A 22794-nucleotide genomic window follows, 5' to 3' on the forward strand; every position below is an offset into this window, starting at 1 on the left:
CCTGACGTTGGCATCCTCTCCGTCCTAAGGGACGGAGATTCCCTCCACGCTGCGCGTGGACCGCGCGGCGTCCGGGTAGGTTACCGCTTCACTGCGCGGTGCCGGGACGAGTCCCGGTCTTACCCGCGCTCGACGGTCGTTTAGCCTGTCCGCCTGCCCGGCGGCCAGGATGTTGATCGCGGCGTTGACGTCCCGGTCGTGCACCGCCCCGCACGGGCAGGCCCACGACCGGACGTCGAGCGGCATCTTCTGGTTGATCCGGCCGCACCGCGAGCACATGCGTGTGGAGGGGAAGAACCGGTCCACCCGGCCGAAGGTGCGACCGTGCCGGGCGGCTTTGTACTCCAGCATGGCGGTGAAGTCGGCCCACCCGGCGTCAAGGATGCTCTTGGCGAGCCGGGTCCGGGCCAGACCGGCCACGCACAGGTCCTCGACGTACACCGCTTGGTTGTCGCGGATGATCGCCGTGGACAGCTTGTGCTGCCAGTCCCGCCGGGTGTCGGCCACTCGCGCGTGAGCGCGGGCGACCCGCACGACGGCTTTCTTGCGGCGGTTGCTGCCCCTCTGCTTACGCGCCAGGTCTTGCTGCAGCCGCTTGAGTCTGCGGGCGGCGCGGCGCATGAACTTCGGCGCGGTCACCTTCGTGCCGTCCGACAGGACCGCGAAGTGAGTCAACCCCAGATCGATACCGATCTTCGACTCCACCGGCGGCAGGGGCCAGTCGTCGGCCGTGACGACGAACGAGGCGAAATACCGCCCCGCCGCGTCCTTGACCACCGTCACGGAGGTCGGCTCGCACGGCAGGCTCCTGGACCAGCGCACCGGTACATCGCCGATCTTCGGCAGCCGAAGACGGCCGTTGACCAGGACCTTGAACCGGGCGTTCCTGGTGAAACGGATGGCCTGCCGGTTGTCCTTGCGCGAGCGGTACCGGGGCGGAGCGACCGCGCGGCCCTTACGCCTGCCCGACAACGAGGCGAAGAAGTTGCGGTACGCCGTATTCAGGTCCGCCAAGGCCTGCTGCAACACCACGGCCGACACCTCGCCCAGCCACGCCCGGTCCTGGGTCCTCTTGGCCTCGGTGATGACCCGGCGGGACAGCTCCGCGTCGCAAATGTACTCCTCGCCCGCCTCGCGGGCCCGCTGGCGCAGCCTCAGACCGTCGTTGAAAACCACACGGGCACACCCGAACGCCCGAGCCAGCGCGACGCGCTGAGCAGCGTCCGGGTACACCCGGTAGTTGTACCGCAACTGCACGACCACGAGCGTATCGAGCCGGAGCTGCTTGCGGCAGGAGTTCCCCCACCTGGTGCACCACCACCGGGCCGGCAAGCTCTGGTCAGTTCCAGTACTTCGCCGTGCCCGTCGCCGGCGCACCGCTGAGCGTCGTCAAGCAGTACATCGACCAGCAGAACCGTCCCGGTCAAGGCACTGCCTGGGCCTAGCAGCCCTACCAGCGCGGGCCTTCACCCCGCCTGAAAGCCGGAGTACCGGCCCGCATTCAGGTAGCGGGCCTGGCGGGCGGCCGGGCCGGTCGGCGCGAGGCCGGACAGCCCCCGCTCCACCGCGGCGGCGGCGCGGCGGCAGAACGCCTCCGGCTCGTCGGCGGCGTCCGGGCGCTCGTCGACGAGCGCGTCCGCCAGCCCGCCGCGCAGCAGGTCCGCCGACCGGACGCCCTGCGCCTCGGCCATCTCGCCGGCCCGCGCCGGGGTCCGGTGGACGATCAGCGAGGCGCCCTCGGGCGGCAGCGGCGAGAGCCAGGCGTGCCGGGCCACCAGGACGCGGTCGGCGGGCAGGAGCGCCAGCGCCGCGCCGCCCGTGCCCTCGCCCAGCAGCAGGCAGAGCGTCGGCGCCGGAAGGGTGATCAGGTCGGCCAGGCAGCGGGCGATCTCGCCCGCGAGCCCGCCCTCCTCCGCGTCCGCCGACAGGACGGCGCCGGGCGTGTCGACCACGGTGACCAGCGGCAGGCCCAGCTCGGCGGCCAGCCGCATGCCGCGCCGCGCGACGCGCAGCCCGGCCGGGCCGAGCGGGTGGCCGCCGCGCCGGCCGCGCCGGTCCTGGCCCACCAGGACGCACGGCGCCGCGCCGAAACGGGCCAGGGCGAGCAGGAGGCCGGGTTCCGCCTCCCCCTCGCCGGTGCCGGAGAGCGGCGTCACGTCCGTGGCGCCGTGGCGCAGCAGTTCGCGGACCCCCGGACGGTCCGGGCGGCGCGACCGCTCGATCGAGTCCCACGCCGTCCCCTCCGGGGGAACGCTCTCGGGCAGGGGCGCCGGAGCCGAGGGCGGCCGCCCGCACAGGACGTCCAGGGCGGCGGAGGCGACCTCCGCGAGATCGTCGATGGCCACCACGGCGTCCAGCAGGCCCTTGGCCGCCAAGTTCTCGGCGACCTGCACCCCCGGCGGGAACGGCTCCCCGTGCAGGCCCTCGTAGACGCGCGGCCCGAGGAACCCGATCAGCGCGCCGGGCTCGGCGGCCGTCACATGCCCGAGCGAGCCCCACGAGGCGAACACCCCGCCGGTCGTGGGATGCCTCAGGTAGACGAGGTAGGGCAGGCCGGCGGCGCGGTGCGCCATCACCGCGGCGGTGATGCGCGCCATCTGCACGAAGGCGGCCGTCCCCTCCTGCATGCGGGTGCCGCCGGAGGACGGCGCGGCGAGCAGCGGGAGGCCCTCGGCGGTGGCGCGCTCGACGGCCGCGACGATCCGGTCCGCGGTGGCGAGGCCGATCGAGCCCGCGAGGAACCGGAACTCCGACACGACGAACGCGACCCGGCGCCCCCGCAGCCGGCCCTCCCCGGTCAGGACCGCCTCGTCGCAGCCGCTGCGCTCGCGGGCGGCGGCGAGGTCCCCGGCGTACTCGGAGCCTGGCGGCGGCCCCCCGGCGGGCGGGACGTCCCAGGACGTCCAGGCGCCGCCGTCCAGCACGCGGCGCAGCAGCCCGCGCGCCCCGACCCGCTCCGTCACGGCGCCCCTTCCGTCGGCCTCCCCTGCATGATGACCTCACCCTGTGAACACCCGGCATGCGGGGTGGACACTGGTGGGGACCCCGCGCAGGAGGAGGGCACGTGTCCGAGGAGATCTGTTTCGCGTCCGCCCGCGACCTGGCGCGCAGGATCGCCGCCCGCGACCTGTCTGCGCGCGAGGTCCTGCAGGCCCATCTCGATCAGATCGAGCGGACGAACCCGCAGGTCAACGCCATCGTCACGCTGGTCGCGGAGCGGGCGGAGCGGCAGGCGCGCGAGGCCGACGAGCGGCTGGCCGCCGGGGAGCCGCCGGGCCCGCTGCACGGCCTGCCCGTGGCGCACAAGGACACCCACGCCACCGCCGGCGTCCGCACCACGTCCGGATCGCCGATCTTCGCCGACCACGTCCCGGACCGCGACGAACTGGTCGTCGAGCGGATCCGCGCCGCGGGCGCCGTCACCCTCGGCAAGACCAACACCCCGGAGTTCGCCGCCGGGTCCCACACCTTCAACCCCGTGTTCGGCCTCACCCGCAACCCCTACGACCCGTCCCGGTCGGCGGGCGGCAGCAGCGGCGGCGCCGCGGCCGCGCTGGCGTGCGGGATGCAGGCGCTCGCGGACGGCGGCGACATGGGCGGCTCGCTGCGCAACCCCGCGTCGTTCTGCAACGTCGTCGGGTTCCGCCCGTCGCCGGGCCGGGTGCCGTCCTGGCCGGTGCTCGCGGGCTGGTCGACGCTGGGCGTGCAGGGCCCGATGGCCCGCGACGTCGCCGACGTCGCGCTGCTGCTGTCGGTGCTCGCCGGGCCCGATCCGCGCAGCCCGATCGCGCTGGAGACGCCCGGCTCGGCGTTCGCCGTGCCGCTCGACCGCGACCTCGCCGGGCTGCGGCTCGCCTGGTCCCCCGACCTCGGCGGGACGATCCCCGTCGACCCGGCCGTCACCGCCGCCCTCGAACCGGCCGCCAAGGTGTTCGAGGAGCTGGGCTGCGCGGTCGAGGAGGCCTCGCCCGACCTGGCCGGCGCCGACGAGGTGTTCCGGACCCTGCGGGCCTGGCACTGGGACATCACCCTGCGCCCCCTGCTGGACGAGCGCCGCGCCGACTTCAAGCCCTCCCTCGCCGCGAACATCGACGCAGGCCGCTCGCTCACCGGCGCCGACCTCGGCCGTGCCGAGACGCTCCACACGGCGCTGTTCCACCGCGTCCGGGAGTTCTTCGAGCGCTACGACGCGCTGCTCATGCCGGTCAGCCAGGTCCCGCCCTTCGACGCCGCCGCCGAGTACCCGGAGGAGGTCGCCGGGCGGCCCATGCGCGACTACCTGGAGTGGATGCGGTCGTGCTACCTGATCTCGGCGACCGGGTGCCCCGCGCTGTCGGTGCCCGCCGGGTTCACCTCGGACGGGCTGCCGGTCGGGCTGCAGATCGTCGGCCCCCACCACGCGGACCTCGCCGTCCTGCGGATCGGCCGCGCGTTCGAGCGCGCGACCCGGCACGGCGAACGCCGCCCGCCCCTCGCCCTCCCCTAGGGCTCTTCGCGGGGGATGCGCAGGACGAACCGGGCGCCCCGGTCGCTGTCGGCGGCGACGAGCGTGCCGTCGTGCGCGCGGGCGATGTCGCGGGAGATCGTCAGCCCGAGGCCGGTGCCGCCGCGGTCGCGCTCGCGGCCCTCGGCCAGCCGGTGGAACCGCCAGAAGATCCGCTCGCGGTCCTCCGGCGCGATCCCGGCGCCGTCGTCGCGGACCTCCAGCACCGCGTCCGGGCCGTCCGCGGCCACGGTGATCCAGATCCGCGACTCCGCGTGCCGCTCGGCGTTGTCCAGCAGGTTCGTCAGCAGCCTGATCAGATGGGCCTCGGTGGCGCGGACCGTGACGCCCTCCTCGGCCGCGACCTCGACCGGGACCCGGCGGGGCCGTCGGCTCGCCTCCGCCCGGACCAGCTCGCCGAGGTCGATCCGCTCCCGCGGGACCTGCACGCCCGCGCCCAGCCGCGCCAGGATGAGCAGGTCGCTGACGATGCCCTGCAGCCGGTCGGCGTCGCCGAGGGCCGCCCGCGCGACCGCGGGCCAGTCCTCGTCCAGCGGCCGCTCCAGCGCAGCCTCCAGTTGGGTGCGCAGGCCGGTCAGCGGGCTGCGCAGCTCGTGCGAGACGTCCGCGACGAACGCGCGCTGCCGTGCGAGGACGTCCTCCAGGCGGTCCAGGGTCACGTTCACCGACTCCGCCAGGTCGGACACCTCGTCGTTCGGCTCCGGCACCGTGACCCGGCGGTCGGCGCCGCCGGTGATCTCCGCCAGCTCGGTTCGCATCACCCGCACCGGCCGCAGCGCCCGCCGCACCGACAGCGACACGATCCAGCCCACCGCGGCCGTCGCCACCAGCACCGTCACGGTGAGCAGTCCGACGAACACGCCCCGGTAGCGGGTGAACGTCGTGATGGGCGCGCCCGCGAAGACGATCCGCTCACCGAAACGGGTGTTCACCCGCTCGGAGACGAAGTAGACGTCGGACGTCTCCGTCCAATGCAGGGTGCGGTACTCGGGACGGCCCGGCTGCGGTGAGACCGGCACCCTCACCGGGCCGTGGCCGCGCAGGGGCTCGCTGGCCGCGAGAACGCCGCCCTCGCCGTCCACGACCTGGAGGAGGGGGACGCCGGGATCCTGGACGGGAAGCGTCCCTCTGATGTCGGTCTCGCGCACGTGCGTGGCGAGGTCGTTGACCGCGAGGGTGCCGCGGTCGTGCAGGCCCCCGTAGATGGTGCTGCGTAGGACCTGGTAGAAGAGCGTGACGCCGACGATCAGGAGGGCCGCGACGATCAGGGTCGCGGCGACGGTCACGCGGGTCCGCACCGACCAGCACGACGGCGTCAGCAGGTCCCCGAGTATCCGCACCCGGCGCCCCTCCCCCTTCCCGCTCGCACGCGGCGGCCGGCGCCGCGCCGCGTCGACGCGTCGGGGGGTGACGCAGAACTGGTTCTTACCGGGCCATTGCCCTGCGAAACATCACCACATACCGGACCGGTGCCCGCGCGGGCGGCGCCTCCCACCCCTGGGGAGCCGCCCGCGCGGGCACCGCTTCATTCACTGTGCACGCCCCCGGTGCACTGGGTGCTACATCGACGTGACGATCACGTTTCGACCTTCCTCCGGAAAAGCCGCCATAATTCGCCGCCGAAAGGGGATGGGTGGACGGGAGAGACGGAAGGGGGGTGCTGGAGCACCGTATGGACACTGACTTCAGGCCACTCGAACCCGCCGACCCCCGAGAGGTCGGCGGCCATCGGCTGCTGGGCAGGCTCGGATCCGGCGGCATGGGAACGGTCTACCTCGGGGCCGACCCGGAGTCCGGCGGGCGCGTCGCGGTGAAGACGATCCACCCGCACCTCGCCGACGACCCGTCCTACCGGAGGCGCTTCCACGACGAGGCGAGCCTCGCGAGCCGGGTCGCCTCGTTCTGCACCGCGCGGGTCCTCGCGCAGGGCGAGGACGACGGACTCCCGTACCTCGTCACCGACTACGTGGGGGGCGTGTCCCTGCACGACCGGCTCGCCGCCGGCGGCCCGCTGCCGCCCGCCGACCTGCACGGCGTCGCCGTCGGCGTCGCCTCGGCGCTCGCCGCGATCCACGCCGCCGGCCTCGTGCACCGCGACATCAAGCCCGCCAACGTGATGCTCACCCTGTCCGGATGCCGCGTCATCGACTTCGGCATCGCGGGAAGCCAGGACGCGGTCGAGGAGACCGCCACGACCGGTCAGGTGTTCGGCACCCCTGGGTGGATCGCTCCGGAGGTCCTCGTCGGAGGGCCCGCCTCCCAGGCGGCCGACATCTTCGCCTGGGGCTGCCTCATCGCCCATGCCGGGACGGGGCAGATGCCGATCGGCGGCGACCCCGCGACCCTGCGCACCGCCGCCGGGGACGCCGACCTGTCCGGCCTGCCGGACTCGCTGGTCCCGGCCGTCCGGTGGGCGCTGGCGGAGGACCCGGCGGACCGCCCCACCGCGACCGACCTCCTGCTCGCCCTCGTCGAGCAGCCGCAGCCGCAGGTCGCCGGACGCCTCACGCCGCCGCCCGCGGCGGCGCAGGAGGCGCCCCTGCACACCGCGCCCGCCGCACCGCGGTCCTCCTTGACGCCGCGCTCCCGGCGGCGCCCCGTCCCGGGCGCCCCGACGCCGTTCCGGTCCCGGGATTCCAGCGCCGAGGACACCAGGGCGTACACACCGCTCGGCGTGGCCGACGCCACGACGTCCACCCGGACCCGGCTGCTCGCGGGCGCCGGCGCCGCGGCGGGAACGCTCCTGCTGGGCGCGATCGTCCTCGGGCTCACCGGGGCCAAGGCCGATTCCCCCGCCCGACCGGGCGCACCGGCCCCGTCCGCGCCGGCGGTCACCGACGCGCCCGCGAAGAAGAAGCCGACCGCCATCCGGGTCGGATCCTCCAAGCGGCCCCCCGCGAAGGCGGTCAAGCAGAAGCCCAAGCAGAAACCGCAGGAGAAGAAGCACAAGCCGGTTCCCAAGGCGAAGCACCCGGCGAAGCACGGCAAAGCGAAAAGCAAGCACAAGCACTGAGCAGGTAGGAGCACGGTGCCGGCTCGGCAGGCGCGAACCCGTCAGGTGCGCCAGATCAGGACGAGGGCGCAGTCGTCGTCGCGGGCCGCGGCCATCGTCTCCACCAGTTCCCGCGCGCCGCTGCCGAACCCCTGCGGGACGAGCCGCTCCGCCTCACCGAGGAGCCGGTCGATCCCGGCGTCGAGGTCGCTGCCCGGCGACTCGACCAGGCCGTCGGTGTAGAGCAGCAGCGCGTCGCCCGGCCGCAGCTGCCCCCGCTCGGGGACGCAGTTCAGGTCGGGCACCACGCCGAGCACGACGCCCTTGGCGGAGCTGACCTGCCAGGCGCCGCTGCCCGCGTCGAACTGGACGGCCGGCGGATGCCCCGCCGACTCGACCCTGTACTCGCCCGTGCGCAGGTCGACCACGACGTGCACGGCCGTCACGAAGCCCTCGTCCCACCGCTGGCGCTGGAGATAGGTATTGCAGGCGGGCAGGAAACTCCCGGGCTGGACCGATCCAAGCAGGCCCCCGAAGGCGCCCGACAGCATCAGCGCCCTCGTGCCGGCGTCGGTCCCCTTCCCGGAGACGTCGACCAGCGCGACCTCCAGCGTGTCGCCGTCGGAGGCCGACACCACGAAGTCGCCGCCGAACGACGAGCCCCCGGCCTGCAGCATCACGACCTGCGAGTTCCAGCCGTCCGGCAGCTCGGGCATCTCGCCGTGCCGGCGCAGCCGGTCGCGCAGCTCCAGCAGCATCGAGTCGCCGCGCAGGCCCTGCACGCCGAGCTGCTGGCGCGTCCGGGCCAGGGTGAGCGCGAGCACCGCGGTGATGGCCAGCGTCGCGATCATGCCGGGCCCGATCGCGGCGACGTCCTTCCAGGCGTTGTAGGCGGCCATCGCGACCACGACGCCGAGGAGGGCGACCAGGCTCCGCACCTTCAGCAGCAGCCCGCCGACCACCACGATCAGCACCAGCGCGCCGGACGGGGCCAGCCCCCGCGAGTCGCCGGACGCCAGCCCGATCGCGACCGCGAGCAGCGCCAGCGCGGCGAAGACGTACCGATCCCTGGTGAGAGAGCCCCGTCTCAGCCACCGGTAGAGCACGACCAGGAACGGGATCTTGCGCAGCACGGCACGCACTCGCGGCGGGAGCAGCTGCACCAGACGTTGAAGCATGACTCCGGCACTGTACCGAGCAATGCACCCGGAGGGTCAGTATCCGAGGGCACCAGTGACCCGGTGTAACGATCATGCTACGCGAAAACGGGGTAAATGTGGCCTTGCGACTATCTCGGAAGGAGCGGCCCATGGTGCAGCCGGGCATGCGGATCACGGTGGACGCGGCGATGCGGGCCCGCGACGTCTCGCGCCCGCGCCCCGCGGGCGGGGAGCCGCCCGCCGCCGACCCGGGGACCGCGGCCGCGTCCGGAACGGGCGGGGGGAAGGCCGGCGACACCGCCAGGCGGACCAGGGCGGCGAAGAACGAGCGGCGCCGCCTCGACAAGCGCGGCCCCCGCAAGCCCCCGGAGAACGGGCGCTAGCCGGACGGCTCCGGGCGCTCAGCCCTCGCGCGGCAGCGGGGGCAGCTCGCCGGTGTGCTCGTAGGCGCCGAGCATCCTGATCCGCCGGGTGTGGCGCGGCTCCTTGGAGTAGTGCGTCCCGAGGAACAGCTCCACGAAGCGGGTCGCGGTGTCGAGGTCGTGCTGCCGCGCCCCGAGAGCGATCACGTTCGCGTCGTTGTGCTCGCGGGCGAGCACTGCGGTGTCCTCGTTCCAGACCAGGGCGGCCCGCACCCCCTTGACCTTGTTCGCGGCGATCGCCTCGCCGTTGCCGGAGCCGCCGATCACGACGCCGAGGGTCCCCGGCTCCGCCGCCGTCCGCTCGGCCGCCCGCAGGACGAACGGCGGGTAGTCGTCGACGGCGTCGTACACGAACGCGCCGCAGTCGACGGCCTCATGCCCGTTCTGCTTCAGCCAGGAGACCAGGTGCTCCTTCAGTTCGAAGCCGGCATGGTCGGATCCAAGAAACACGCGCATGGGCCCGATTGTCGCAGGCCCGCGACGTGCACGCGCGAGCGGGTCAGGTGTCGTCGTCCCGCCTGCGGTCGATCATCGTCCGGTCGGCGAGGTCGAGGTCGTCCTCCTCGGGGGCGTCCTCCGGCGCGTCCCCGGCTCCGCCCTCAGGCTCCTCCGGGCCGTTCTCGGCCTTCTCCTGGCCGTCCTTCGGCTCCTCCGGCCCCTTCGGCGCCTCGTCCGGCTTCTCCTGCCGCCCGTCCGGCTCCTCTTGCCCGGCGGGGGCCTCCTGCTCCTGCGGAGGCGCGGAGGGCTGCGGCGGCACGGACGGCACACCGAACCGGCCCGGCTGCGGAGGCTGCCCCGGCTGCGGGGCCTGCTGGCCGGGCCCGGCGCCCCACACGGGCTGCTGCGGCTGCCCCTGCGGCGGGACGTAGGGGACGGCCGAGGGGTGCGGCTGCATCTGCTGCGGATAGGGCTGCTGCGAATACGGCTGCTGCGGCATGCCCTGCGGGCCCGGGTAGGGCTGGGCCGGAGCGTACGGCTGCTGAGGCAGGGCTCCGCCCCCGCGCGAGCGGGCGAGGAAGAACCCGCCCAGGGCGCCGAGCCCGGCCAGCCAGCCGAACGCGAAGCCGAAGGATGCGCCCTGGCCGACCGTGCTGCTGAAGGTGCTGCCGAACGGCGTCTCCCGGAACTCGAACGCCCAGCGGGTGAGCGGCGCGGCCACGATCCCGGACACGCCGCCCGCCACGACCGCCGCCCACCAGCCGATGATCAGCGCGCCGAACGGGCCGCGCTCCGGATCGGCGAGCCGGGCGCCCGCCATCACGAGCGCCACCAGCACGCCGAAGAAGACGAGCAGGCTGAAGTCGTCCAGGACCACCTGCTTCACGTCCAGGCCGCCCGCGGGGGTGATCCGCCAGGCGAGCGTGAACAGCCACGTCACCACGGGCCCGATGCCCTCGTCGTACTTGATGTGGCTCTTGTTGATCTCCTCGACGACCCACTGGTTTCCGAAGACCAGGGCGAGGAGGGCCATGGGGACCACCGCGCCGCCCGTCATCGCGAGCATCCGCCGCATCGTCATGGCGGGCAGGGTAGTGCGGTTTCGTCTCCGCCGGTAGGGCCCGGACTACCCGCGGTAGGCACTACGAGGCGGGGACGGGGAAGCGGAAACCGGGGTCGACCTGGGCTTCGAGGTCCTCCCCCACGGCCCGGCTCGCCCAGCTCCGCGCGTTCTTGACATGGAACTCCACGGCCTGCCGCTGGAACTCGTCCCAGTCCTTGGCGCACCCGTCCACCTCGGCGCGCATGCGGTCGAGGGCCGCGACGTTGCCCTCCTCCAGGTCGACGCCGCGCCGGCCCTGCTCCAGCGCCCGGACGGCGGCGGACTGGCCGAGCCACGTGAGCAGGTCGTCGCCGACGTGCTCGCGCAGGTAGGCGAGGTCCTCCTCGGACTGGACCTTGTTGCCGACGACGCGGATGGCCACGTCGTAGTCGCGGGCGTACTCGGTGTACTGCCGGTAGACGCCGACGCCCTTGCGGGTGGGTTCGGCGACCAGGAACATCAGGTCGAACCGCGTGAACAGCCCGGAGGCGAACGTGTCGGCGCCGGCGGTCATGTCGACGACGACGTACTCGCCGGACCCGTCGACGAGATGGTTGAGGTAGAGCTCCACCGCGCCGGTCTTGGAGTGGTAGCAGGCCACGCCGAGGTCGTCGTCGTTGAACGGGCCGGTGGCGAGCAGCGTGACGCCGTCCACCTCCTGGCCGGCCTCGTGGAACGGGTCGTCGCCGCGGAACCGCAGCAGCCGCGACCCGGCGCCGGGCGGGGTGGTCTTGACCATCGCGGACGCCGAGGAGATGCGCGGGTTGTCGCCGCGCAGGTGCTCCTTGAGCGCGGCGAGCCGGTCGCCCAGCGCGGGGATCTTGGCGGCGCGGCCCTCGTCCAGCCCCAGCGCCACGCCGAGATGCTGGTTGATGTCGGCGTCGATCGCGACCACGGGCAGCCCGAGCCCGGCCAGATGGCGGACGAACAGCGCCGACAGGGTCGTCTTGCCGCTGCCGCCCTTGCCGACGAACGCAACCTTCACGAATGCCCCCATTCTGGGTATGAAAATCGTTTCCACGGTCAGGACAACGAGTCTGGCGGAGCGTCGCCGGGGAGGCAAGCGGAACGGCGGAAGTGCCGGCGCGGGGCCGGCGCGCAGGTCAGGGCGCGGTCAGCGCAGGGCGGCCGCCGGGTCGAACCCGAACGGAAGCTCCAGGCGGTGCGCCGCGAGCAGCTCGGCGTCGGTGAGCAGGTCGCGGGTGGGGCGGTCGGCCGCGATGACGCCGCCGGCGAGGATCACCGAGCGCGGGCACAGCTCCGCCGCGTACGGGAGGTCGTGCGTGACCATCAGGACCGTCACGTCCAGGCTCAGCAGGATCTCGGCGAGCTCGCGGCGGCTCGCCGGGTCCAGGTTGGAGGACGGCTCGTCCAGCACGAGGATCTCCGGCTCCATCGCCAGGACGGTGGCGACCGCGACGCGGCGGCGCTGCCCGAAGCTGAGGTGCTGCGGCGGGCGGTCGGCGGCGTCGAGCATGCCGACGCGGGCCAGCGCGTCGCGCACCCTGCGGTCGAGGTCGGGGCCGCGCAGGCCGAGGTTGGCCGGGCCGAACGCGACGTCCTCCCGGACGGTCGGCATGAACAGCTGGTCGTCGGGGTCCTGGAAGACGATGCCGACGCGGCGGCGGATCTCCCGCAGGGCCTTCCTGTCCTTCGGGTCGACCGCGAGGCCGCCCACCCGGACCTCGCCCAGCCCGCCGTGCAGGATGCCGTTCAGGTGGAGGACGAGCGTGGTCTTGCCGGCGCCGTTCGGTCCGAGCAGCGCGACGCGCTCGCCGCGCCCGACCGTCAGGTCGACGCCGAACAGCGCCTGCGTGCCGTCGGGGTACGCGTAGGCGAGGCCCTTCACCTCAAGCGACGGGGTCAAGGGGCCATCCAAGCAGCCAAAGTGACGATGGCCGCGGCCAAGGGCAGCGCGGCGGCGGCCGTCCACTGCGCGGCGGTCGCGCCCACGGCGTCGACGACCGGCATCCGGCCCTCGTATCCGCGGCTCACCATGGCCAGGTGCACGCGTTCACCGCGCTCGTAGGAGCGCAGGAACAGGGCGCCCACGGACTTGGCGAGCACGCCGGTCGCGCGGATGTCGCGCGCCTCGAAGCCGCGGGACGCCCGCGCGACCCTCATCCGTCCGAGCTCCGCCGCGACGACGTCGCCGTACCGCAGCATGAAGGTGGCGATCTGCGTGATGAGCTGCGGCATCCGCAGCCGCTCGATGCCGAGCAGCAGCAGCCGCGGCTCGGTCGTCGCGGCCAGCAGGATCGAGGCGACGACGCCGAGGGTGCCCTTGGCGAGGATGTTCCAGGCGCCCCACAGCCCGCTCTCGCTCAGCCTCAGCCCCAGGACGGCGACCTTCTCACCGTTCGCGACGAACGGCATGAGGAAGGCGAACGCGACGAACGGCACCTCGATCACGATCCGCCGCGCGACCGTCCCGAACGGGATCCGGGCCGCCGCCGTGACGGCGGCGAGCAGCAGCGCGTACACGCCGAACGCCCAGATCCGCTCGCGGGGGGTGGCGACGACGAGCAGGACGAACGCCAGGACGGCGACGAGCTTGCACTGCGGCGGCAGCCGGTGCACCGGTGAGGCGCCCGGCACGTAGAGCCGGTGCGCATGGCCCGCGCCCATCAGCCCTTCCGGGCCGGCTCGGACGGCGCCGTGTCGTCGTGCTCCGGGGCCGTATCCGCGGTGGCGGGACCGCGCCGCCGGACGGCCCAGAACAGCCCGCCGCCCACGAGGAGCACGGCGCCGACGCCGATCACGCCGGACAGCCCGCCGGACAGCCGCGCGTCGTCGACGCCCTTGACGCCGTAGTCGCCGAGCGGGGAGTCCTCGAGCGAGTGGTCCTTCTCCTTGGCGCTGATGCCCTTGTCCTCGGCGACCTTCTCCAGGCCGTCCGGGCTGGCGCTGGCGTAGTAGCTGACGATCCCGGCCAGGACGAGCGAGACGAGCAGGAACCCGGCGAGGAAGCGCTTGGTGGTCATCGTTTCCTCCTCAGGCCCGGGACGGCTCGGGTTCGGCGGCGTCGCGGCCGGCGGTGCGCAGTTCCAGCGGCTTCATCAGGCCGCGCGCGCCGTGCACGAGGTCGGGCCGGACGGCGAGCACGCTCGACACGGTCACGGCGGTGATCAGCGCCTCGCCGATGCCGATCAGCACATGGACGCCGATCATCGCGGCGGCGACCTTGCCGATCGAGACGTCCGCCGTCCCGCCCGCCGCGTAGATCAGGGTGAAGGCGACGGCCGCGGCGGGCACCGAGACGACGGCCGCGGCGAACGCGGCCCCGGACACCGAGGCGCGCGACTTGGGCAGCACCCGCAGCAGCAGCCGGAACAGCCCGTAGCCCGCGACCACGGTGACCAGCGCCATCGTGGTGATGTTGACGCCCAGCGCGGTGAGGCCGCCGTCCGCGAACAGCAGCGCCTGCATGAGCAGGACGACCGAGACGCAGAGGACGCCGGTATAGGGCCCGACGAGGATCGCGGCGAGCGTCCCGCCGAGCAGGTGGCCGCTCGTCCCCGAGGCGACGGGGAAGTTGAGCATCTGGGCGGCGAACACGAACGCAGCCGTCAGCCCGGCGAGCGGCGCCGTGCGGTCGTCCAGTTCGCGCCGGGCCCCGCGCAGCGCGACCCCGACCCCGGCCACCGCGACGGCGCCCGCCGCGATCGAGACCGGTGCGTCGATGAATCCGTCCGGTACGTGCACGACTTGACCACCCCTACCTCTTCGCAGCTAGCAGGACCAGTTTGTCGGCATTCACGTGGTTGTTGCAACATGCTCGCAATAGCAACCCATGTGTGGCTCGCCGGGAAGGCCGGGGCGCGCGGGGCCGCGGCCGCCCGTCCGCACGGGCGGCCGCGGCCTTCGCTCAGTCGAAGCTGGGGTCCTCGGTCCTCGTGCGCTTGAGCTCGAAGAAGCCGGGGGTGCTCGCGACCGCCAGCACGCCGTCGAAGAGCTTGACCGCGTCCTCGCCGCGCGGGATGGGCGTGACGACCGGGCCGAAGAAGGCGTGGCCCTCGACCTCGATCACCGGGGTGCCGACCTCCTGGCCGACGCGGTCGATCCCGTCCTTGTGGGAGGCCCGCACGGCGCCGTCGTAGTCGGTGGACTCGGCGGCGTCCGCGAGGCCCGGGTCGAGCCCGGCCGCCGTCAGCGACGCCTCGAAGAAGGCGCGGTCGAACTTCTGCCGCTCGTGGTGCCTGCGGGTGCCCATCTCGGTGTAGAGGCGTCCGAGCACCTCGGGGCCGTACTTCTGCTCGGCGGCGATGCACACGCGCACGGGCTTCCACGCGTCGGCGAGCCCCCGGCGGTAGTCCTCCGGGATGTCCTTGTCCTCGTTGAGGACGGCCAGGCTCATCACGTGCCAGCGGACGTCGATCGGCCGCTGCTCCTGCACTTCCAGGATCCAGCGGGAGGTGATCCACGCCCAGGGGCAGAGCGGGTCGAACCAGAAGTCCACCGGTGTGGGAACGTCCTCGGGCAACGTCGCCTCCTAGAAAGTGTCCATGTCTCCCATGCCACAACCCGGGGGTCCCCGTCCCGATTCCCCTCGGCGAGAGGCCGCCGAAGACCGTGGCGGACGGGCCGATCGGCCGTCCGGTTGGTAGACATGAGGGCACCAAGCCTTTAAGCCGACCAAGGAGTTCATGTGGCAGGCAACCTCACGCGCGACGAGGCGCGGGAACGGGCCCGGCTGCTCAGCGTCGCGTCGTACATGGTCGACCTGGACCTCACGACGGGTGAGGAGCGGTTCGGTTCCACCACCGCCGTCAGGTTCGGGTGCGCCGAGCCCGGCGCGTCCACCTTCATCGACCTGCACGGCGCCGTCGTGCGGGAGGTGACGCTGAACGGCAAGGCCCTGGACCCCGGCTCCTACGACGCCGAGAAGGGCCGGATCCCGCTGCCCGGCCTGGAGGCCGACAACGAGCTGCGGGTCGTGGCCGACTGCGCGTACTCACGGTCGGGTGAGGGCCTGCACCGGTTCGTGGACCCGGTCGACGACAGCGTGTACCTGTACTCGCAGTTCGAGACCGCCGACGCGCACCGCATGTTCACCTGCTTCGACCAGCCCGACCTGAAGGCCACCTTCGAGCTGACCGTGAAGGCGCCGCAGGACTGGCAGGTCGTCACCAACGAGGCCGCCGAGACGGCCGAGGGCGGGACGTGGCACTTCCTGCCGACGCCGCAGATCTCCACCTACATCACCGCGCTCGTGGCCGGGCCGTACCACGTCGTCCGGGACGAGTACCGCCGCGAGGACGGCACCGTCATCCCGCTCGGCGTGTACTGCCGCGCCTCGCTGGCCGAGCACCTCGACGCCGACGCGATCGTGGACGTGACCCGCCAGGGCTTCGGCTACTTCGAGAAGGTCTTCGGCCGCCCGTACCCGTTCTCCAAGTACGACCAGCTCTTCGTGCCCGAGTTCAACGCGGGCGCCATGGAGAACGCGGGCTGCGTCACGTTCCTGGAGGACTACGTCTTCCGGTCCCGGGTGACCGACGCGGCCTACGAGCGGCGCGCCGAGACGATCCTGCACGAGATGGCGCACATGTGGTTCGGCGACCTCGTCACCATGCGCTGGTGGGACGACCTGTGGCTGAACGAGTCGTTCGCCACGTACATGAGCGTCCTGTGCCAGGCGGAGGCCACCAAGTGGAAGGGCTCGTGGACGACGTTCGCGAACCTGGAGAAGGCGTGGGCCTACCGGCAGGACCAGCTGCCCTCCACGCATCCGATCTCCGCCGACATCCCCGACATCCGCGCGGTGGAGGTGAACTTCGACGGGATCACCTACGCCAAGGGCGCGTCCGTGCTGAAGCAGCTCGTGGCCTATGTCGGCCTCGAGAACTTCCTGGAGGGCGTGCGGCGCTACTTCGACCGGCACGCGTGGGGCAACACCGTCCTGACCGACCTGCTGGGCGCGCTGGAGGAGACGTCCGGCCGCGACCTGGCGTCCTGGTCGAAGGAGTGGCTGGAGACCGCCGGCGTCAACACGATGCGGCCCGAGTACGAGCTCGACGCCGACGGGAACTTCTCCTCGTTCGCCGTGCTGCAGGAGGCCAAGGCCGACTACCCGACGCTGCGCGCCCACCGCCTCGCCATCGGCCTGTACGACAGGACCGCCGACGGCCTCGTCCGGCGCGACCGGGTCGAGCTGGACGTGGTCGGCGCCCGCACCGAGGTCCCGCAGCTCGTCGGCAAGAAGCGGCCCGACCTCGTCCTGGTCAACGACGACGACCTCACCTTCGCCAAGGTGCGGCTCGACGAGCACTCCTTGAAGACGCTGGTCGAGGACATCGGCGAGATCACCGAGAGCCTGCCGCGCGCGCTGTGCTGGTCGTCGGCGTGGGACATGACGCGCGACGCCGAGATGGCGACGCGCGACTACGTCCGGCTCGTCGTGAAGGGCATCCGCGGCGTCACCGACATCTCGGTCACGCAGACGCTGCTGCGGCAGGCGCGCACCGCCGTCCAGCAGTACGCGGACCCGGCGTGGCGCAAGGAGGGCCTCGCCCTGATGGCGGACACGCTGTCGGAGCTGGCCCGCGAGGCCCGGCCCGGCTCGGACCTCCAGCTCGCCTACACGCAGGCGTTCGCCGCGTCCGCCGTCACCGGTGAGCACCTGGCGTTCGTCCAGGGCCTGCTGGACGGCTCGCAGGTCCTCGACGGCCTCACCGTCGACACCGACCTGCGCTGGGCGCTGCTGCGCCGCCTCGTCGTCACCGGCAAGGCGGGCGAGGCCGAGATCGACGCCGAGCACGAGCGGGACCGGACCGCCGCGGGCGAGCGGCACGCCGCCGCCTGCAAGGCCGCGATCCCGACCGCCGAGGCGAAGGCGGCCGCGTGGGAGCGGATCATCGCGGGCGACCTGCCGAACGCCGTCTACCGCGCGACGCTCGGCGGCTTCGTGGAGCCCGACCAGGCCGAGCTGCTCGTCCCCTACGTCGACGAGTACTTCGCCGAGGTCGGGCGCGTGTGGAAGGAGTGGACCAGCGACATGTCCCAGACGTTCGCCGAGGTCGCCTACCCCTTCCTGGTGATCGAGCAGTCCACGGTCGACCGCACCGACGCCTACATCGCGGAGAGCGACCCGCCGGCGGCGCTGCGCCGGCTGCTGTCGGAGGGGCGCGACGGCGTCGCGCGCGCCCTGCGCGCCCGTGCGAAGGACGCCGCCTCCACCTGACCGGGGGGTGTGGGGGTCGCCCCCCACAAGGCAATCGCCTGACCGGGGGGTGTGGGGGGTCGCCCCCCACAAGGTAATCGCCTGACCGGGGGGTGTGGAGGGTCGCCCCCCACAAGGTAATCGCCTGACCGGAGGGTGAGGCATCGCCCTAACCTGGCCGCCCCTGGCTGTCCCACAGGCCCCGTGACCATGCGATCGTTGCATGGTCACGGGGAGGGGACGCGGTGGAGACGGCTCGGGACGTTCTGGCGGCACTGGCGCGGCGCTACGCCTTCGGCGACCTGGAGGCGCTGGTCGCCGAAGGCGCCCTGGCCGCGGACGGCTCTGCGGCGCGGGTCGCGGACGGCCCTGCGGCGCGGGCCGCGGACGGCTCTGCGGCGCGGCCCGCCGACCGCCCTGCGGCACGGGCCGCGGACGGCTCTGCGGCGCGGGTCGCGGACGGCCGCTCCGCACGGGTCGCGGACGGCCGCGCGGCGCGGGTCGCGGCGCTGTGCGCGTTCGGGCAGCGCGTCCTCGACCTCGACGCCGAGGACTTCGGCATGCCCGAGGAGGCCGGCGAGGTCCCGCGGGACCTCCTCGACCGGGCCCGCGCCAGCCGCATGCCGCAGGCGCCCCGGGAGCGGCCCCGAGGGGCGCTCGCCAGCCTCCGCCCCGCGTACCGCCTCCTGCTGGAGGTCATCGCGATCCGCTGGCACCGCCGCGACATGGCCGCGCTCGTCTCCGCCGTCCACATCGCCGGCGAGTACCTCCCGATGCTGGCCTGGGAGCCCGTCCTCGGCCACGCGGGCGACCCGGCCCTGATCGCGGCGGCCGTGGGCGGCGAGGGCAGCCGCTTCGGCGTCCCCGTCGAGCCGGGCTCGACCCGCGTGTGCGACCACACCCGGCCGGAACGCGCCGCCTGCGAGCGCACCCTGCGCGTCGCCAAGGAGCCGCCGCCCGGCTGGCGCGCCTACCTCGACCGCCACCACAGCCAGGTCGCGTCCGCGCTGGGCGACTGCGCCGCCCGCTGCCGCACCCCCTGCACGGTCATGACCCGCCTGGACGTCCTCGTCCGCGCCGACCTCGGCGACCGCTGCAGGCTCGCCGCCGACTTCACCGACGGCGCCCTGGTGAAGCTCCGGCACGCCGCTCCCGTCGGGCACGGCTTCGGCGTCCCCTCGCCCGAGGAGGTCCAGGCCGCCTGGGCGCGCGCCCGCAAATCCCTCTCCCGCCACCCGCTGGGCAAGGCCGTCCTGGCGGACGACGACTACCCCCTTCCGGGGCTGCCCGCCCTCTTCTCCGCGGTCGCGGCGGCCGACATCGCCCCCGACACGCTTCTCCACGACGTCACGAAGCGCATCACATCGGCGCTCGCCTGAAGAGCCTGAGCGCGTCGCGGGTCTTGAGGTCGTCCAGCAGGACCGGACGGCCCTCCGCGTCCCCCAGCGGGACCCGCCAGTTCGGGTACTCGTCGACGGTGCCCGGCTGGTTCTGGGTGCGGCGCTCGCCCACGGCGTCGGCCAGGGAGATGCCGATCAGACGGGCCGGGGTGCGGGTCAGGAACTCCTGCAGGGCGGTGACGATCTCCTCGTCGTAGGCGGCGGAGCCGTCCGCCAGCGCCCGCATCACCTCGGCCGGCGGGTCGGAGAGCAGCTCCTCGGCGTGCAGCACGGCGAGCCAGTCGGCCAGCTGCCGACGATGGTCGTCCTCCTCCTCGGCGCGGGGGCGGGTCAGCAGCCCCAGGCGGTCGCGGAGGTCGATGTGGTCGCCGTGCACGAACCCGGTGATCGGCGGCATGTCGTGGGTGCCGACGGTCGCGAGGGAGAGCTCCCGCCACCGGCCCGGCGGCTTGGGGCGGCCCTTCCCGTCCCGTTCGAACCAGAGCAGGGACGTGCCGAGGACGCCGCTGTCGGCCAGCGCCTCGCGGACCTCCGGCTCGACGGTGCCGAGGTCCTCGCCGACGACCACGGCGCCGAACCGCTCGGCCTCCCAGGCCAGGGAGCCGAGCAGGGCGTCCCGGTCGTAGCGGACGTAGGTGCCGTCGGCGGGGGACGCCCCCTCGGGCACCCACCACAGGCGCGACACCTGCATGGCGTGGTCCAGGCGGATCCCGCCGGCGTGCCTGAGCGCGGCCGCGGCCATCTCGCGGAACGGCCGGTAGCCGAAGTCGGCGAGCGCGCCCGGCCGCCACGGCTGCTGCCCCCAGTCCTGGCCGCGCTGGTTGAACTCGTCCGGGGGCGCGCCGACGCTCATCCCCGGCGCGCACGAGTCGCGGTAGATCCAGGCGTCGGCGCTGCCGTGCGGCACCCCCACCGCCAGGTCGTGGACGATCCCGACGGGCATGCCGGCGTCGCGAGCCGCGCGCTGCGCCGCCGCGAGCTGCTCGTCAAGCCGCCACTGGAGCCATTCGTGGAAGCCGGCGCGCTCGTGGTACCGCGGGGCGTCCACGACGCCGTGGCCGTGGGGCCGCCGCAGCGTGGACGGCCAGCGCCGCCAGTCCGTCGTCCCCTGCTCCTCGCTGATGGCGCACCACGTCGAGAAGCCCTCCAGTGCCGCACCCTCGCGGCGCCGGAACTCCTCGAACTCCGGGTCGCGCCACCGGCGGTGGCGGTACATCGCCTCCAGCGCCTCCAGCTTGGCCGCCCAGACCGCATCCCTGTCGAGCAGGCCCTGCCGGTCGCGAAGCCCGGCGGCGAGGGCCGCGAACCGCTCCTGGTCCCCGGCGGGCAGCTCCGCGTACTCGGGCATGTCCTCGATCCGCAGGTAGAGCGGCGAGGGGAAGCGGCGGCTCATCGGCGAGTACGGCGACGCCCCGACCGGCGGGACCGGCTCGGTCGCGTGCAGCGGGTTGACCAGGACGAAGCCCGCGCCGAGCTCCCCGCCGCTCCACCGCGCGAGGTCGGCCAGGTCCCCCAGGTCGCCGAGGCCCCACGACGCGGCGGACCGCACCGAGTACAGCTGCGCCGTGAACCCCCACATCCGGGGCGGGGGCTCCAGCGCGTCCGGGGCCACCAGCAGTTGCGTGTACTGCGTCCGCGCCCCGTCCCGGACACGCAGGCCGCGCCAGCCGGGCGGGACGTCGCCGAGGGCGTCCAGCGGCTCGAAGGAGCGCTCGGCGGGGGACGCGTCGGCGGGGCGCGGCGGCGCCAGCACCTCGTCGGCGGCGGACTCGACCTCCACCTCGGCGCCGCCGCCGAGGTGGCCGGCGAGGGCGGCGCGGATCCGGTCGGCCGTGCCGCCGCCGGCCCGGCGGACGACGAGGGTCGGCGGCAGTCCCCGCGCCCGCTCCCGGTGGCGGTCGAGCTCCGTCCGGACGGCGCCGGGGGTGGAGGCGTCCACCCCCAGCGCCGCGAGGACGGCGACGAGCGTGTCGCGCGGGACCGCCGTCTCCCGTCCCCGCCAGTCCTCGTAGCGCGTCGCGACACCGTGGTGCCCGGCCAGTCTGATCAGTTCGTCGTCGCCCACGCCTGCACCATGCCCTTTGCGGGCCGCGTCACGCCGTCCAGACAGGCGGCTTGCGGCCGATCCAGGGGCGCGCCTCCTCCAGCTGGGCGGACAGCGAGATCAGCGTGCCCTCCCCGCCCAGCCGCCCGGCGAGCATGATCCCGATGGGCAGGCCGTCGCCGGTCCAGTGCAGCGGGACGTTCACCGCGGGCTGCCCCGAGATGTTGTACATCGCGCAGAACGGCGTGAAGTGCGTCTGCCGCCGGAAGTTCTCCTCCGGCTCCTGGTCGTGGAAGTACCCGACCGGCACGGGCGGCATGGCCAGCGTGGGGTGCAGGATCGCGTCGAACTCGTCCATCACCGGGAACGCCGCGCGCAGCGCCCCCTGGAGCGCCGCGTGGGCCTGGAACAGCTGCGGCGCCGTCGTCCGCTCGCCGTGCCCGCGCAGCCACCGGGTCAGCGGCTGGAGCAGGTCCTCGCCCCCCTCCGGCACGGGCGTCATCGTCGCCATCACGCCCCACAGCGCCGCGAAGTGGGGGACTAGGTCGGAGCCGAGCACCTGCGGCAGTTCCACGACCTCGTGGCCCAGTTCCTCGAGGAGCGCCGACGCGTCCTCGTAGGCGGCGACGCAGTCGGGGTGGACCTCGACGTCCGGCACCGGCGGCTGGAGGCTCCGCGCGATCCGCAGCCGTCCCGGCGCGCGGTCGGCGCGGGCGAGGAACGGCCCGTCCGCCTCCGGCGCCCGGTAGAGGTCGCCCGGCATGTGGCCCGACATGACGTCGAGCATGAGGGCGGCGTCGCGGACGGTGCGCGCGATCGGCCCGTTGGTGGAGAGCCCGAACAGGTCGGGGATGACCGGCCCCTGGGAGACCCGGCCGCGGGTCGGCTTGATCCCGAAGAGCCCGCAGACGCTGCTCGGGATCCGGATCGAGCCGCCGCCGTCGCTGCCCTGCGCGATCGGCGCCAGCCCGGCCGCGACCGCCGCCGCGGCGCCGCCGCTCGAACCGCCGGCCGACCGGGACGGGTCCCACGGCGTCCTGGCCGGGGGCGACACGGCGCCCTCGGTGTAGCAGGGCAGCCCGAACTCGGGGGACGCGGTCTTGCCGAGGAGCACCGTCCCGGCCGCCGCGAGCTTGGCCACGACGTGGTCGTCGGCGAACCCGTCCAGGTCGGCGTAGACCGCCGAGCCGAACGTCATCCGGACGCCGTTCACCATGTTCAGGTCCTTGATCGGCACCGGGACGCCGAGCAGCGGCGGCAGCTCCGCCGGGTCGTCCGCCTCCAGCACCGCCTTCTCGGCGCGGCGCGCCTCCTCGCGGGCGCGCTCGGCGGTGACCGTCACGTAGGCCCCCACCTGCTCGTCCAGCCGTTCGATGCGGTCCAGGTAATGGTCGGCGAGCTCGACCGGGGATACGTCCCGGTCGCGGACGGCCGCGGCCATCCGGGTGGCGGTGAGGTCATGGGTTTGTGTCACACCGGAACGCTAGACGCCGTGTGCGGGGGCATCAAAGGGGGCACACAGGACAACACCGGCGGAAGGAGATTAGTACTGGCCTACCCATCCGTGCCG

19 protein-coding genes are annotated in these 22794 nt (G+C 73.8%); 5 read left to right on the forward strand and 14 right to left on the reverse strand.

The features are described 5' to 3' along the window. Nucleotides 1-24 precede the first annotated feature (24 nt). Nucleotides 25-1257, reverse strand: coding sequence for an RNA-guided endonuclease InsQ/TnpB family protein (locus ABWI07_RS30830; RefSeq protein WP_353820679.1), 1233 nt, complete (start codon nt 1255-1257; stop codon nt 25-27). A gap of 209 nt (nt 1258-1466) precedes the next feature. Then, nucleotides 1467-2963: a carboxyl transferase domain-containing protein gene (locus ABWI07_RS30835; RefSeq protein WP_149261468.1), complete on the reverse strand. Its 1497-nt coding sequence runs from the start codon at nt 2961-2963 to the stop codon at nt 1467-1469. A gap of 56 nt (nt 2964-3019) precedes the next feature. Between ABWI07_RS30835 and ABWI07_RS30840 the strand changes: the two genes are divergently transcribed. Next, nucleotides 3020-4486, forward strand: a complete 1467-nt coding sequence (locus ABWI07_RS30840) for an amidase (RefSeq protein WP_149261467.1) — start codon at nt 3020-3022, stop codon at nt 4484-4486. Here the strand turns inward: ABWI07_RS30840 and ABWI07_RS30845 are convergent. Continuing rightward, on the reverse strand, nt 4483-5844 hold the full coding sequence (locus ABWI07_RS30845) for a sensor histidine kinase (RefSeq protein ID WP_353820680.1): 1362 nt from the start codon (nt 5842-5844) through the stop codon (nt 4483-4485). The two genes, ABWI07_RS30840 and ABWI07_RS30845, sit on opposite strands and share 4 nt — an antisense overlap. A gap of 332 nt (nt 5845-6176) precedes the next feature. Between ABWI07_RS30845 and ABWI07_RS30850 the strand changes: the two genes are divergently transcribed. Continuing rightward, on the forward strand, nt 6177-7517 hold the full coding sequence (locus tag ABWI07_RS30850; protein WP_149261465.1) for a serine/threonine-protein kinase: 1341 nt from the start codon (nt 6177-6179) through the stop codon (nt 7515-7517). A 41-nt stretch (nt 7518-7558) separates the two neighbouring features. Here ABWI07_RS30850 and ABWI07_RS30855 read toward each other — a convergent pair whose 3' ends face one another. Beyond that, nucleotides 7559-8674: a PP2C family protein-serine/threonine phosphatase gene (locus ABWI07_RS30855; RefSeq protein WP_149261464.1), complete on the reverse strand. Its 1116-nt coding sequence runs from the start codon at nt 8672-8674 to the stop codon at nt 7559-7561. Between the two features lie 131 nt (nt 8675-8805). Here ABWI07_RS30855 and ABWI07_RS30860 point away from each other — a divergent pair, with 131 nt between their 5' ends. Continuing rightward, nucleotides 8806-9039, forward strand: a complete 234-nt coding sequence (locus ABWI07_RS30860) for a hypothetical protein (protein ID WP_149261463.1) — start codon at nt 8806-8808, stop codon at nt 9037-9039. An 18-nt stretch (nt 9040-9057) separates the two neighbouring features. On the opposite strand, the gene ABWI07_RS30865 is transcribed toward ABWI07_RS30860, so the two are convergent. The 8 genes from ABWI07_RS30865 to ABWI07_RS30900 all read right to left on the reverse strand — a co-directional run bounded on the left by ABWI07_RS30865 (nt 9058) and on the right by ABWI07_RS30900 (nt 15101). Beyond that, a complete protein-coding gene (locus ABWI07_RS30865; RefSeq protein WP_353820681.1) occupies nt 9058-9534 on the reverse strand; it encodes a ribose-5-phosphate isomerase in 477 nt (158 codons plus the stop codon). Nucleotides 9535-9577: 43 nt separating this feature from the next. After that, nucleotides 9578-10597, reverse strand: a complete 1020-nt coding sequence (locus ABWI07_RS30870) for a hypothetical protein (RefSeq protein WP_353820682.1) — start codon at nt 10595-10597, stop codon at nt 9578-9580. 61 nt (nt 10598-10658) lie between these two features. Next, nucleotides 10659-11603: an ATP-binding protein gene (locus ABWI07_RS30875; protein WP_200842093.1), complete on the reverse strand. Its 945-nt coding sequence runs from the start codon at nt 11601-11603 to the stop codon at nt 10659-10661. Between the two features lie 129 nt (nt 11604-11732). Beyond that, nucleotides 11733-12485: an energy-coupling factor ABC transporter ATP-binding protein gene (locus ABWI07_RS30880; RefSeq protein ID WP_149261459.1), complete on the reverse strand. Its 753-nt coding sequence runs from the start codon at nt 12483-12485 to the stop codon at nt 11733-11735. Then, nucleotides 12482-13246: a cobalt ECF transporter T component CbiQ gene (gene cbiQ, locus ABWI07_RS30885; protein WP_353820683.1), complete on the reverse strand. Its 765-nt coding sequence runs from the start codon at nt 13244-13246 to the stop codon at nt 12482-12484. Before cbiQ ends, ABWI07_RS30880 begins: the two co-directional genes overlap by 4 nt. Beyond that, a complete protein-coding gene (locus ABWI07_RS30890) occupies nt 13246-13602 on the reverse strand; it encodes a PDGLE domain-containing protein (RefSeq protein WP_353820684.1) in 357 nt (118 codons plus the stop codon). Before ABWI07_RS30890 ends, cbiQ begins: the two co-directional genes overlap by 1 nt. Before the next feature lie 10 nt (nt 13603-13612). Beyond that, entirely contained in the window at nt 13613-14323 is a 711-nt protein-coding gene (locus ABWI07_RS30895; RefSeq protein WP_200842091.1) for an energy-coupling factor ABC transporter permease, read from the reverse strand. A 163-nt stretch (nt 14324-14486) separates the two neighbouring features. Then, nucleotides 14487-15101: a mycothiol-dependent nitroreductase Rv2466c family protein gene (locus ABWI07_RS30900; protein ID WP_149261457.1), complete on the reverse strand. Its 615-nt coding sequence runs from the start codon at nt 15099-15101 to the stop codon at nt 14487-14489. A 165-nt stretch (nt 15102-15266) separates the two neighbouring features. On the opposite strand from ABWI07_RS30900, the gene pepN reads away from it, so the two are divergent. Then, nucleotides 15267-17801 (forward strand): aminopeptidase N, encoded by a 2535-nt coding sequence (gene pepN, locus ABWI07_RS30905; protein ID WP_353820685.1) that lies wholly within the window; start codon nt 15267-15269, stop codon nt 17799-17801. A gap of 224 nt (nt 17802-18025) precedes the next feature. Next, a complete protein-coding gene (locus ABWI07_RS30910; RefSeq protein WP_353820686.1) occupies nt 18026-19159 on the forward strand; it encodes a hypothetical protein in 1134 nt (377 codons plus the stop codon). Here ABWI07_RS30910 and malQ read toward each other — a convergent pair. Next, a complete protein-coding gene (gene malQ, locus ABWI07_RS30915) occupies nt 19140-21245 on the reverse strand; it encodes a 4-alpha-glucanotransferase (RefSeq protein WP_353820687.1) in 2106 nt (701 codons plus the stop codon). The two genes, ABWI07_RS30910 and malQ, sit on opposite strands and share 20 nt — an antisense overlap. Before the next feature lie 28 nt (nt 21246-21273). Beyond that, entirely contained in the window at nt 21274-22698 is a 1425-nt protein-coding gene (locus tag ABWI07_RS30920; RefSeq protein ID WP_149261453.1) for an amidase, read from the reverse strand. Nucleotides 22699-22794 lie beyond the last annotated feature (96 nt).

This window comes from Actinomadura sp. NPDC000600 (assembly GCF_040492135.1).
GTDB lineage: Bacteria > Actinomycetota > Actinomycetes > Streptosporangiales > Streptosporangiaceae > Spirillospora.